Consider the following 11,988-nt stretch of genomic DNA (forward strand, 5'->3'; position numbering starts at 1 on the left):
CGCGGGACTGACCCGCCGAAGAGTTCGGCTGGCCTGCCGAGATGACGGACTCGCCCGCCCCGGCGCAAGGCCGACCCGTCGGAGAATTGGGCTGACCTGCCCGGATGGCGGGCTCGCCTGCCCGAATGCGGGACCGACCCGCCGGGACGGCGAGCTCGCCCGCCCGGGCGCGGGGCTGACCCGCCGGGTGCGGGGCTGGCCTGCGGGAGTGGCGCTCGCGGGGTGAGGGTGCCGCGGCGGCCGGCCGGGGAGGTGGGGGTGTGCGGAGTGGCGGGGCCCGGTCGGGTACCTGCCGGGACGGCGGCGACGAGCCGGTGGCTGGCCGGGACGCGGAGTGCCGGTGGCCTGCTGACCCAGTGACGCGGTGAGTGCGGGCGATTCGAGGGCGGTCGTCGAGGCGGATGCCGGCGCCTCGGGGCTGACAAGACTCCCCATGTGGGTGAGGGCCCGGGTGGCCGCTGACGACCAGACCAGCCGGGATGGGTGTGAACCCGAGGCCACGGGAAAGCGCCCGCGGCGGTCGGGGAATCGAAACTGCGGCGGTAACCGACGGCGAGGATCAGCCGGAGAAGGGGCCGTCCTCGGGGAGACGCAGGTCGGGCTTTTCCAGCTCCTCGACGTTCACGTCCTTGAAGGTGATCACCCGGACGTTCTTGACGAACCGCGCGGGCCGGTACATGTCCCAGACCCACGCATCGGACATCCGCACCTCGAAGTACACCTCACCGCCGCCGTCGCGGACCTGGACATCCACGGCATTGGCCAGATAGAACCGCCGCTCGGTCTCCACTACGTACGAGAACTGGCTGACGATGTCGCGGTACTCGCGGTACAGCGACAACTCCATTTCGGTCTCGTACTTCTCGAGATCCTCTGCGCTCATGAAATCCGCGCCCCTCCTCGCGAGCTCGACCGGTCTCCGGCGACGGAACCCTCATTCTGACTCAACCCGTCGAAGAGGGCATCCACCGGAGGGCTCGTCCGGCCCAGCGCCGCAGCGCTGAGCATCACCTTGTGCGGCGGACGCCGGTTGTGCGCGACCGCCGCGTTCGCGACGTTGGCGTACGACCACCGATGTACCGCACTCGGGCCGTGTTCGGTGAGTGCCGCGCCGTGGTCGGCCGTGCTGTACCCCTTGTGCACGTCGAACCCGTACAACGGATGCTCCCCGTGCAGGTCGGACATGATCCGGTCCCTGGTCACCTTCGCCAGCACCGAAGCGGCCGCGATGCACGCCACGGTCTGGTCCCCCTTGAGCACCGGGACACTCGGGGCAGGCAGCCCCGGCACCCGGAACCCGTCGGTGAGCACGTACCCCGGGCAGGTTTCCAGCCCGGCCACGGCCCGCCGCATACCTTCGATGTTCATCACGTGTATCCCCAGCGCGTCCACCTCCGCCGGCGGGATCACCACGATGCAGTAGTCCAGCGCCCGCTTCAGCACCCGGTCGTACACCCGGTCCCTGGCCGGCGCCGTCAGCAGCTTGGAATCCGTCAGCTCGTCCAGCCGGGCGGCATCTCCCGGTTTGAGCACGCACGAAGCGACCACCAGCGGGCCGGCGCAGGCACCGCGGCCTGCCTCGTCGACTCCGGCCACCGGGCCCAGCCCGCGCCTGTCCAGCGCGGACAACAGCCCCCAGGTGATCTCGCCCCGGACCACGGCCCGGGGTGGTTTGATCGTCGCGCCGAGCGCGGACAACGACCTACCCACCGGCTACCGCTTCCGCTTGACCGCCCTGCCAAGGCCCGAACCGAACCGGCGGCTCAACGCCACCGTGGGCCAGGCGGCGACGGCGCCGAAACCGATGGGGACGCTCTGCTGCCAGCCTGGCGCACCCAGTGCGACCGGCTGCGCGTTCTCCTGCGGGTTGGTGTCGCTCACCCCGCCCCAGCGACTGGGTGGCAGCACGATGATCCTGGCCTTGCCGATGATGTTGTCCACCGGGACGACACCCCGCAGCCCGCCTCCGCCCTGACAGCGCGAGTCACAGGAGTCGTTGCGGTTGTCACCCATCACCCAGACATCGCCGTCGGGCACCTTGACCGGATCGAACGAGGCCTGCTGCTGGTTGTTCGGGTCTTCCCAGTGGATGTAGGGCTCGTTGAGCGCCTTGCCGTCCACCACGACGCGGTTTCGCGCGTCACAGCACTGCACCGTCTGGCCGCCGGTGGCGATGATCCGCTTGACGAAATCACGCTCGTCCGGCGGGGCGAGGCCGAACACCGAGCCGACGTCCTGGAAGAACCGGACCACCGGGTTGCTCGAACGCTGGACCGGGGCTTCGTTCTCCAGCCAGGGATCCGGGCCCTTGAACACCACCACGTCGCCCGGCGAAGGGTCGGTGAAGTCGTACGTGATCTTGTCCACCAGCACCTTGTCGCCGTAGCAGCCGGTGCAGCCGTGCAGTGTGCTTTCCATCGAAGCCGACGGAATCGTGTACACGCGAGCGAAGAACTGCTGGAACACGAAGGCCAGCACCAGCGCGACCACGATCAGGATCGGCAATTCGACCCAGAAGGACCGCTGTTTCTTCTGCTTGCGGTGCCGACGTTTTCCTTTGCCGCCTTCGTCCGGATCGCGTTCCGGCTCGTCCTCAGCAGAGCTGGAGGGCACAGGCTCGACCACCTCGCCAGGCTACGCGCGCTGTCAGGAAGCGGTCGGGGTCTCGCGGCGCTCCTTGATCTTGGCGGCCTTGCCGCGGAGCTCGCGCAGGTAGTACAGCTTGGCGCGCCGGACGTCACCGCGCTTGAAGATCTCGATCTTGGCGATGTTCGGCGTGTGCACCGGGAAGGTGCGCTCCACGCCGACGCCGAACGAAACCTTGCGGACGGTGAAGGTCTCGCGGATGCCACCACCCTGACGGCGGATGACCACGCCCTGGAAGATCTGGTTGCGCTCGCGGTTTCCCTCGATGACGCGAACGTGGACCTTCAGCGTGTCGCCCGGGCGGAAGTTCGGAATGTCGGAACGCAGCGACTGAGCGTCCAGGGCGTCCAGGGTATTCATCGGTCTTCCGTCCTCGTCCTTCGTATGTCTTCAGTACATCCGGGCGCGGACCTGCTGGGAAGCGATCGACCCGGGGGCATTGGGGCTGCGCACACATCTGTACCTGCGCGCCAACCGGTCAAGTATTACAGACGCGGTCGCGGCCGACTCATCCGGCCTGCGCCTGCTCCTCGCGAACCCGGTCGAGCACCGCGAGGTCCTTGCTGTCCAGGCTACCTTCGGGCAGCCGGTCCAGGAGCTCCGGCCTGCGCCGCAGCGTGCGTTCCAGCGCCTGGTCCCGGCGCCACCTGTCGATGAGCGCATGGTTGCCCGAGCGCAGCACTTCCGGCACCGCCAGCTCACGCCAGACCTCCGGCCGGGTGTAGCTGGGGCCTTCCAGCAGCCCGTCGGAGAACGAATCCTGTTCCGCCGAAACGGGATTGCCCAGCACCCCTGGCAGCAGGCGGACCGTCGCCTCGACCATCACGAGCACCGCCGCCTCGCCGCCGACGAGCACATAGTCGCCGACGGAGACCTCGTCGACCGGCATCCGGCGCGCCGCGTCGTCGATCACCCGCTGGTCGATGCCTTCGTACCGGCCGCAGGCGAACACCAGGTGCTCCTCCGCCGCGAACTCGTGCGCCAGCTGCTGGGTGAACGGCCTGCCCGCGGGGGTGGGCACCACGAGCCTGGTCTTCTCGCCGCAGACCTCGTCGAGGGCATCGCCCCAGACCTGCGGCTTCATCACCATGCCGGGGCCGCCGCCGTACGGGGCGTCGTCCACCGCGCGGTGGACGTCGTGGGTCCAGTCACGCAGATCACGCACGCCGACCTCGATGAGGCCGCGTTCGATCGCGCGGCCGAGCAGCGCGGCCCGCAGTGGATCCAGGTATTCGGGGAAGATCGTGACGACGTCTATCCGCACTTCCGCTCCCCTATTCGACTTCGTCGAGCAGGCCCTCGGGCGGGTCGAGCACGACCCGGCCGGCGGCCACGTCGACGAGCGGGACGATCGCGCGCACGAAGGGCACCAGCACCGTTCGGCCGTCCCTGTCCAGCGAGAGCAGCTCGCTGCCGGGAGCGTGCACGATCTCCTTGACGGTGCCCACAAGTGACCCGTCGGTCAGCTCCGCGCGCAGCCCTTCGAGCTCATGGTCGTAGAACTCGTCGGGATCTTCGTTCGGCGGCAGGGTCGCGGTGTCGGCGAGCAGGAGAACGCCACGCAGCGTCTCCGCCTCGTCCCGGTTGCGCACCTGCGCGAAGGTCACCAGCAACCGCCCGCTGTGCCAGCGGGCGGTTGCCACGGTGAGTTCGCAGGTGTCGCCATCCCGGCGCCGTCCGGTGAGGACGGTGCCTTCGGCGAACCGTTGCTCGGGCGAGTCGGTGCGCACGTCCACGGCGAGTTCGCCCCGGATTCCGTGCGCCTTGGCGACACGCCCGACCACGACGTCCACGGCGGTGCGGGTCAGCGGTCGGTGTCGACGACGTCGACGCGGACGCCGCGGCCACCGATGCCGCCCATGACGGTGCGCAGCGCCGTCGCGGTGCGGCCACCACGGCCGATCACCTTGCCGAGGTCGTCCGGGTGGACGTGCACCTCGAGCGTGCGACCGCGCCGGGTGGTGATCAGCTCGACCCGGACGTCGTCCGGGTTGTCGACGATCCCGCGCACCAGGTGTTCGAGGGAGTCGGCGAGGAAGCTCACGCTTCCGCCTTACCCGCCTCGTCGGCCTCGGCCTTCTTCGGGGCCTTCTTCTTCGGCGTGGTGGCCTCGGTGCCGGGCTCGTCGCCGGCGGCCGCGAGGGCCGCGTTGAACAGGTCCTGCTTCGAGGCCTTGGGCTCACGCACCTTCAACGTGCCCTCGGCACCGGGCAGGCCCTTGAACTTCTGCCAGTCGCCGGTGATCTCGAGGATGCGCTGCACCGGCTCGGTCGGCTGCGCGCCGACACCCAGCCAGTACTGGGCGCGGTCGGAGTCGACCTCGATGAAGCTCGGCTCTTCCTTCGGGTGGTACTTGCCGATCGTCTCGATGGCCTTGCCATCCCGGCGGGTGCGCGCGTCGGCGACGACGATGCGGTAGTACGGCGCACGGATCTTGCCGAGGCGCTGCAGCTTGATCTTGACGGCCACGGGTGTGGGTACTCCTTGGATTCTCGGTACTCGCTGGTGCCGGGACACGATCCGCGTGGGGAAACGGACACGGGTACCCGAAGCTGGGTCGCCACGGCACGGTTGAGAGGGTCCGGCCGAAGCAGGCAAGGGTCAATTGTGCCAGACGCCCGTGGCGGCGGGCCTAGAGGGTGGTCACGCCGAGCGTGGTGAGCAGCATCGCCAGCGCCGGCAGGAAGTTGTTCATCTGGTGCGCGACCACCGCGCCGAGCAGCCGCCCGGTGAACAGCCTGGCCAGGCCGATGGGCAGCGAGATCACGATCAGCAGGGTGGTGCGCAGCGGCTCCAGGTGGCTGGCCGCGAACACGGCCGTGGACAACAGGAACGCCGCCAGCCTGCCGTACTTCTCCTTGCCCCAGCTCAGCCGTTCCACCGCGCCCCAGAGCAGGCCGCGGTAGATGATCTCCTCGCAGACCGGCCCGAGCAGCCACAGGTAGCCGAACATGATCACCGCCGCGGTGACCGACATCGGCTGGTTCTCCACCAGCGCGCTGATCGCCGACGAGGAGTTGTCCTCGCCGACGACCTGGGTCCAGACGTAGGCGCCGAGGACGGTCACCACCAGGCCGAGTGCGCCGAGCTTGAGGCCGAGCCGCACGTCGGCCCAGTTCCAGGACAACCGCAGATCGAGCACCGGGCCGTTGCCGCGCCACACCGTGATCAGCACCGCGACCAGCGCGGCCAGCGCCGTCGGCGCCATCGTGCCGATCAGGACGTCGCGGACCGGCGTGGGCCGGCCTGCCGGGACCGGCCCGAGCAGCACGCTGACGAAGGCGGCGGAAGCGAGCAGTGCGGCCTCGACGACGAGGAACGCGCCGAACCCCCAGCGATGCGCGGGGAAGGCGGGCGCGGCTTCGGTGAGTTCCAGTGAATCGAGTTCCGGGACGGGTTCGTCCGGTTGCGTCGCCGTCACCGATGACCTCCGTCCCGTCCGACCGAACCCTAAACCCATCACGCCACCGTCAGGAACCGGTGAGCAGCAGCAGCGCCGCCGGCAGGTTGTTGGCCGCGTGTGCGACCAGGCTCGCGCCTACGCGGCCGGTTCGCATCCTGGCCAGGCCGATCGCGAGCCCCTGCCCGAGCAGCGCGACCGTGCGCGTCGGCTCGCCGTGGACGTAGGCGAAGACGACCGCGGTCAGCACGAGGATCACCCAGCGCGGGATGCGGTGGTACTCCAGCGCGTTCCACAGCGCCCCGCGCACCAGCAGTTCCTCCGCCAGCGGCGTGGCCACTACCACGATGAGCGCGGCGAGCACGAGCCACAGCGTCTCGTTCTCGTCCACGCCTTCGGCCAGTTCCGTCAGCGGACTGTCGGATACCCGGTCCACCCCGTACAAACCGAGGATCAGCAGGTTGAGCAGAGAGCCGACGACGAGGGCGAGCACCCCGCACGCGAGCCCGACCTTCACGTCGCGGGCCGTGGGCAGCCAGCCGAAGTCCTGCGTCGGGCCCGCACCCCAGCGCCGCGACGCGAGGACCGGGCCGAGCGCCAGCACGATGCTGGGCAGGAAAGCCAGCAGCAGCATGGGCCCCACGTCGAGCAGTGCGAGCGGGTCGACACTCGCGTGCCCGGACCGCAGCGCTGTCATCACGAGGGTGACCACGTGGTAGGCACCGAGCCCGCCGAAGAAAGCCAGGAAAGCCCAGTGCGCGCCGAAGACCAGCCTGGTGTGGACACGGGCCGCGCGGTCCTCCTGCGTCACCCCGGCTCCCCCCTTCGGCTCCCCTCAGGCTAATGGCGCCTCGCTGTCGATCGAACCCGGGGCGTGACCGGATCGTCAACCAGGACCCGTTCCACCGGGCGGCCTTCAGCGGACGAGGACGCCGCCCAGCACGATGTGGCGCGGATTGCGCAGCACGTCGAGGTTTTCGCGGGGATCGCTTTCGTAGACCAGGAAATCCGCCGGTGCGCCGTCCTCGATCGACGGGTGGCCGAGCCATTCGCGGGCCGCCCAGGACCCGGCTGCCAGCGCTTCGGTGCGGGACATGCCGGCTCGCCAGAGCGCCTCGATCTCGTCGACGAGACGGCCGTGCGCGACCATGCCGCCCGCGTCGCTACCCGCGTACACCGGGACGCCGACGGACAGGGCCCCGGCGACCATGTCGCCGACTCCGGCGTGCAGCGCGCGCATGTGCGCCGCGTACACCGGGTACTTGCCGGCCTTGTCCGCGATGCCGGGGAAGTTTTCGATGTTGATCAGGGTGGGCACGAGCGCGGTGCCGCGGCGGGCCATCTCGGCGAGCAGTTCGCCGGACAGGCCGGTGCCGTGTTCCAGGCAGTCGATACCCGCGTTGATGAGGCCCGGCAGCGCGTCCTCACCGAAGACGTGCGCGGTGACCCTGGCGCCGGCCTCGTGCGCGACCTTGATTGCCTCGGCGAGTACATCGTCCGGCCAGAGCGGGGCGAGATCGCCCGTCGCGCGGTCGATCCAGTCGCCGACCAGCTTGACCCACCCGTCGCCGTCCGCGGCCTGTTCGGCTACCGCGGCCGGCAGCTCGTCCGGCGACGCCAGGTCGATGCCGAGGCCCGGGATGTAGCGCTTGGGCAGCGCGAGGTGGCGGCCCGCGCGGATGATCTTCGGCAGATCCGGGCGGGCCTGCAGCGCGCGGGTGTCGATGGGCTGACCGCAGTCGCGGATCAGCAGCGTGCCCGCGTCCCGGTCGGCCAGCGCGTGCCCGACCGCTTCGTCCACTGTGGTCGGTCCGTGCACGCCGATCGCCGGATGGCAGTGCGCGTCGACCAGCCCCGGGACCAGAAACCCTTCGGTGACAACGGTTTTCGCGCCGTCGACGGGTTCGGACGTACAGCGGCCATCGGAGACCCAGACATCGCGCCGCCCGCCGTCGGGCAGCACCACACCGCTGAACCGCATCACTTGTTCTTCGGCGGCAGCTTGAACTTCGAGGGGTCGAACCCGGGCACGTCGTTCATCCCGCCGCCCAGCTGGGACAGGTCCGGACCGCCCTGGCCGCCCATGCCACCGGGCGGCAGCATCGGCATGCCACCGGGGAAGCCGCCGCGCACCTTCGGCTGCGTCGGGCCCTTCCCCTTGCCCTTCTTCCCCTTCTTGCCCTTGCGGCTCTTGCTGCCGCCGCCCCCGCCGAAGCCGAAGCGGCCCGCCATCTGCTGCATCATCTTGCGGGCTTCGAAGAAGCGGTTCACCAGGTCGTTGACCTCGCGCACGGCCACACCGGAGCCGGCGGCGATACGCGCGCGACGCGAGCCGTTGATCATCTTCGGGTCGGCGCGCTCGGCCGGGGTCATGCCGCGGATGATCGCCTGCAGCCGGTCCAGCTGCTTGTCGTCGACCTGGGCGAGCTGGTCCTTCATCTGGCCGGCGCCGGGCAACATGCCGAGCAGGTTGCCGATCGGGCCCATCTTGCGGACCGCGAGCATCTGCTCGAGGAAGTCCTCCAGGGTGAGCTGGCCGGTGCCGAGCTTGGCCGCCGCCTTCTCCGCCTGCTCCTGGTCGAAGGCCTGCTCGGCCTGCTCGATCAGGGTGAGCATGTCGCCCATGCCGAGGATCCGGCTCGCCATCCGGTCCGGGTGGAAGGTGTCGAAGTCCTCGAGCTTCTCACCGTTGGACGCGAACAGGATCGGCTGGCCGGTGACCTGGCGGACCGACAGCGCGGCACCACCGCGGGCGTCGCCGTCGAGTTTGGTGAGGACCACGCCGGTGAAGCCGACGCCGTCGCGGAAGGCCTCGGCGGTGGTCACCGCGTCCTGGCCGATCATCGCGTCGACGACGAACAACGTCTCGTCCGGCGTGACCGCGTCGCGGATGTCCGCGGCCTGCTTCATCAGCTCCTCGTCGACGCCGAGGCGGCCGGCGGTGTCGACGATAACGATGTCGTGCTGCGCGTGCTTGGCCTCGTCGATACCGCGGCGGGCCACGTCCACCGGGTCGCCGACGCCGTTGCCGGGCTCGGGCGCGAACACCGTGACGCCCGCGCGCTCACCGACCACCTGCAGCTGGGTGACGGCGTTGGGACGCTGGAGGTCACAGGCGATCAGCATCGGCGCGTGGCCCTGCTTCTTCAGCCACAGCGCGAGCTTGCCCGCCAGCGTGGTCTTACCGGAACCCTGCAGACCGGCGAGCATGATCACCGACGGCGGGTTCTTGGCGAGGCTGAGCCTGCGGGTCTCGCCGCCGAGGATGCCGACGAGCTCCTCGTTGACGATCTTGATGACCTGCTGCGCCGGGTTCAGTGCGCCGGAGACCTCGGCGCCCTTCGCGCGTTCCTTGATCCGCGCGATGAACTCCCGTACCACGGGCAGCGCGACGTCGGCCTCCAGCAGCGCGATGCGGATCTCGCGCGCGGTGGCGTCGATGTCGGCGTCGGTCAGCTTCCCCTTGCCCCGCAGGTTCTGCAGGGCCGAAGTGAGCCTGTCGGAGAGGGTGTCGAACACGGGTGTGCACGCTCCAGCTGGTCGTGGTTGCTCGGTCCAGGGTAGCCGCCCGCCTGTCCCGAGCTGCGGGTACCGCGAAACCAGGCGAAACCGATACCAAGACAGTGTTTAGTAGTTTCACCGATTTTCCTTAATCTGTCGACCGGATTAGTAAGGTCATGTTTATGACTTCGTTGACGGAGGCGCCTCCCGAAGAGGAACAGCGGGTGCCGCTGTCCCGCATCATCGCCCTGTTCGGGCCCTATCGAGGGCAGCTGGCGGGGCTGCTCGCGGTGATCGTCGTGCAGGCGACACTCGGGGTGGCTTCGCCGTTCTTCCTGCGCCGCATCGTCGACGAGGCGCTGCCGCAGCGAAACACCCTGCTGCTCACCGTGCTCGCCGCCGGGATGATCGTCTCCGCACTGGGCAGCGGGGCGGTGAGCGTTGCTTCGACCGGTCTCGCGAACTCGATCGGCCAGCGCGTGATGAACGACCTGCGGGTGGGCGTTTACGGGCACCTGCAACAGATGTCGCTCGCGTTCTTCACCAGGACCCGCACCGGCGAGGTGCTCTCCAGGGTGTTCAACGACATCGGCGGGGTGGACAACGTCGTCAACACCACGGCGAGTTCGCTCGCGGTGAACGGGATCACCATGCTGGCCATCGCGGTCGCGCTGGTGATCATGGACTGGCAGCTGGCCGTGCTCGGCCTGCTCGTGGTGCCGGTGTTCCTGGTGTTCACGCTCCGGCTGGGCCGCCGTCGCCGGAAACTGGCGCGTGGCAGGCAGGGCAGGCTCGCCCGGCTCACCACGATGGTCGAGGAATCCCTGTCGGTGGCCGGGGTCCTGCTGTCGAAGACGATGGGCAACGGCGCGGAGCTGCGTGCCCGGTTCGCCGCCGAGTCGCGGGAGATCTCCCGGCTGGAACGGGAATCCGCGCTCGCCGGCCGCTGGCAGCTGGCGTCGCGACGGATCTGCCTGACCTGTGTGCCCGCGCTGGTGTACTGGCTGGCCGGGATGGCGCTCGCGCATGGCGCCAGTCCGACGACGATCGGCACCGTGGTGGCCTCCACCAGCATGCTCAACCGGCTGGTCGGCCCGGCCACCGCGATGCAGTCGGTCGGCCAGAACCTGTCCACCGCGACGGCCTTGTTCGGTCGCATCTTCGAGGTGCTGGACCTGCCGGTGGAGATCACCGACCGGCCGGGCGCCGGTGAGCTGGCCGTGCGCGACGGGACCGTCAGCCTGCGCGGGGTTTCCTTCTCCTACGGCGATTCCCCGACGCTGCGCGACATCGACCTGGAGATCCCGGCGGGCTCCACCACCGCGCTCGTCGGCGCGACGGGTTCGGGCAAGACCACGCTGGCGTACCTGGTCGCGCGACTGTACGAGCCGGACGAGGGCCGGGTGCTCATCGACGGCGTGGACGTCCGCGACGTGACACTGCAGTCACTGGCCGGGGCGGTCGGGCTGGTCTCACAGGAGACGTATCTGTTCCACGCTTCGGTGCGGGAAAACCTGCGGTTCGCCAAACCTGACGCGACCGACGAGGAGATCGAACGGGCGGCCCGTGCCGCGCACATCCACGAGACACTGGCCGGACTACCCGAGGGATACGACACCGTTGTGGGACAACGGGGTTACCGGTTTTCCGGCGGGGAGAAGCAGCGGATGGCGATCGCCAGGATCCTGCTGCGGAACCCGCCGGTGCTCGTCCTCGACGAGGCGACGAGCGCGCTGGACAACCGCACCGAACGCGCCGTGCAGGCCGAGCTGGACCGGCTCGCGGCGCAGCGCACCACGATCACCATCGCGCACCGCCTGTCCACTGTGGAAACCGCGGACCAGATCGTGGTGCTGCACGAGGGCCGGATCGTGGAACGGGGCAAGCACGCCGAGCTGCTCGCGCTCGGCGGGCGCTACGCCCGGCTGGTGCGGGGAGTCTCGCCTTAAGCTGTCAGTCATGCCCGATGCCGACCAGGAGATGGCCGAACTCGCCCGTGTCGTGCGGGAGGGGGTCGGCAGGCTGAACTGGCGGATGCGGGCCGAACGCGACCGGCGCGGCCCGAGCCCGCTGGTGCTCGCCGTGCTGAGCCGGCTGTACCGCGCCGGCACCCAGACGCCGAAAGCGCTGGCGGAGGGGGAACGGATCCAGCCTCAGTCGCTGACGCGGGTGCTCGCGACGCTGGAACAGGAAGGGCTGATCGCGCGCCGCCCCGATCCGGCCGATGGGCGGCAGTCGCTGCTGACGATCACCGAGACCGGGCTGCGCACCCTGCGGGACTACAGCGAGCAGCGCGAACGCTGGCTGGCGCGGGCGATGACGGACACGCTGACCGAGACGGAGCGGGAGCTGCTGCGGTTGGCGGCGAAGGTGATGGACCGATTGGCGGATGCCTGAGGGCGGGACACGCGACCGCTCCGGCGCCGGGGATGGCCGGCGCC

14 protein-coding genes are annotated in these 11,988 nt (G+C 69.8%); 2 read left to right on the forward strand and 12 right to left on the reverse strand.

Annotated elements, in window-relative coordinates:
* Nucleotides 1–559 precede the first annotated feature (559 nt).
* From VHD82_RS31190 to ffh, 12 genes are all read right to left on the reverse strand, one after another.
* The gene (locus tag VHD82_RS31190) at nucleotides 560–883 is read right to left on the reverse strand and encodes a DUF2469 domain-containing protein (RefSeq protein WP_027946358.1); all 324 of its coding nucleotides are present in this window, start codon (nucleotides 881–883) and stop codon (nucleotides 560–562) included.
* Entirely contained in the window at nucleotides 880–1,659 is a 780-nt protein-coding gene (locus tag VHD82_RS31195; RefSeq protein WP_325712304.1) for a ribonuclease HII, read from the reverse strand. Before VHD82_RS31195 ends, VHD82_RS31190 begins: the two co-directional genes overlap by 4 nt.
* A 54-nt stretch (nucleotides 1,660–1,713) precedes the next feature.
* On the reverse strand, nucleotides 1,714–2,625 hold the full coding sequence (lepB, locus tag VHD82_RS31200; protein ID WP_325712165.1) for a signal peptidase I: 912 nt from the start codon (nucleotides 2,623–2,625) through the stop codon (nucleotides 1,714–1,716).
* 21 nt (nucleotides 2,626–2,646) lie between these two features.
* Nucleotides 2,647–3,006 carry a 50S ribosomal protein L19 gene (gene rplS, locus VHD82_RS31205; RefSeq protein ID WP_325712167.1) on the reverse strand — a complete coding sequence of 120 codons (360 nt, stop codon included), beginning with the start codon at nucleotides 3,004–3,006 and terminating at the stop codon, nucleotides 2,647–2,649.
* 148 nt (nucleotides 3,007–3,154) lie between these two features.
* Nucleotides 3,155–3,910, reverse strand: a complete 756-nt coding sequence (trmD, locus tag VHD82_RS31210; protein ID WP_325712169.1) for a tRNA (guanosine(37)-N1)-methyltransferase TrmD — start codon at nucleotides 3,908–3,910, stop codon at nucleotides 3,155–3,157.
* A 10-nt stretch (nucleotides 3,911–3,920) separates the two neighbouring features.
* Nucleotides 3,921–4,439: a ribosome maturation factor RimM gene (gene rimM / locus VHD82_RS31215; protein WP_325712171.1), complete on the reverse strand. Its 519-nt coding sequence runs from the start codon at nucleotides 4,437–4,439 to the stop codon at nucleotides 3,921–3,923.
* 11 nt (nucleotides 4,440–4,450) lie between these two features.
* Nucleotides 4,451–4,690: an RNA-binding protein gene (locus VHD82_RS31220; RefSeq protein WP_020671256.1), complete on the reverse strand. Its 240-nt coding sequence runs from the start codon at nucleotides 4,688–4,690 to the stop codon at nucleotides 4,451–4,453.
* Nucleotides 4,687–5,115, reverse strand: a complete 429-nt coding sequence (rpsP, locus tag VHD82_RS31225) for a 30S ribosomal protein S16 (protein WP_325712172.1) — start codon at nucleotides 5,113–5,115, stop codon at nucleotides 4,687–4,689. The genes VHD82_RS31220 and rpsP overlap by 4 nt, the downstream gene beginning before the upstream one ends.
* Before the next feature lie 163 nt (nucleotides 5,116–5,278).
* Nucleotides 5,279–6,067: a CPBP family intramembrane glutamic endopeptidase gene (locus VHD82_RS31230; RefSeq protein ID WP_414637598.1), complete on the reverse strand. Its 789-nt coding sequence runs from the start codon at nucleotides 6,065–6,067 to the stop codon at nucleotides 5,279–5,281.
* Nucleotides 6,068–6,116: 49 nt separating this feature from the next.
* Nucleotides 6,117–6,857, reverse strand: coding sequence for a type II CAAX endopeptidase family protein (locus tag VHD82_RS31235; RefSeq protein ID WP_325712173.1), 741 nt, complete (start codon nucleotides 6,855–6,857; stop codon nucleotides 6,117–6,119).
* Nucleotides 6,858–6,962: 105 nt separating this feature from the next.
* Nucleotides 6,963–8,027 carry an amidohydrolase family protein gene (locus VHD82_RS31240; protein WP_325712175.1) on the reverse strand — a complete coding sequence of 355 codons (1,065 nt, stop codon included), beginning with the start codon at nucleotides 8,025–8,027 and terminating at the stop codon, nucleotides 6,963–6,965.
* Entirely contained in the window at nucleotides 8,027–9,565 is a 1,539-nt protein-coding gene (gene ffh / locus VHD82_RS31245; RefSeq protein WP_325712177.1) for a signal recognition particle protein, read from the reverse strand. The genes VHD82_RS31240 and ffh overlap by 1 nt, the downstream gene beginning before the upstream one ends.
* Before the next feature lie 164 nt (nucleotides 9,566–9,729).
* On the opposite strand from ffh, the gene VHD82_RS31250 reads away from it, so the two are divergent.
* Both VHD82_RS31250 and VHD82_RS31255 read left to right on the forward strand, forming a co-directional pair.
* Nucleotides 9,730–11,496: an ABC transporter ATP-binding protein gene (locus tag VHD82_RS31250; RefSeq protein ID WP_325712179.1), complete on the forward strand. Its 1,767-nt coding sequence runs from the start codon at nucleotides 9,730–9,732 to the stop codon at nucleotides 11,494–11,496.
* A 10-nt stretch (nucleotides 11,497–11,506) separates the two neighbouring features.
* A complete protein-coding gene (locus tag VHD82_RS31255; protein ID WP_325712181.1) occupies nucleotides 11,507–11,944 on the forward strand; it encodes a MarR family winged helix-turn-helix transcriptional regulator in 438 nt (145 codons plus the stop codon).
* Nucleotides 11,945–11,988 lie beyond the last annotated feature (44 nt).

Origin of the sequence: Amycolatopsis sp. (assembly GCF_035546795.1) — a bacterium.
Lineage (GTDB): Bacteria > Actinomycetota > Actinomycetes > Mycobacteriales > Pseudonocardiaceae > Amycolatopsis_E.

Bases quoted from the DNA above. Each gene is read 5' to 3' on its own strand.
- VHD82_RS31190 (WP_027946358.1), bottom strand. From the start codon at position 883: ATGAGCGCAGAGGATCTCGAGAAGTACGAGACCGAAATGGAGTTGTCG.
- VHD82_RS31240 (WP_325712175.1), bottom strand. From the start codon at position 8,027: ATGCGGTTCAGCGGTGTGGTGCTGCCCGACGGCGGGCGGCGCGATGTC.
- VHD82_RS31250 (WP_325712179.1), top strand. From the start codon at position 9,730: ATGACTTCGTTGACGGAGGCGCCTCCCGAAGAGGAACAGCGGGTGCCG.
- VHD82_RS31255 (WP_325712181.1), top strand. From the start codon at position 11,507: ATGCCCGATGCCGACCAGGAGATGGCCGAACTCGCCCGTGTCGTGCGG.
- rplS (WP_325712167.1), bottom strand. From the start codon at position 3,006: ATGAATACCCTGGACGCCCTGGACGCTCAGTCGCTGCGTTCCGACATT.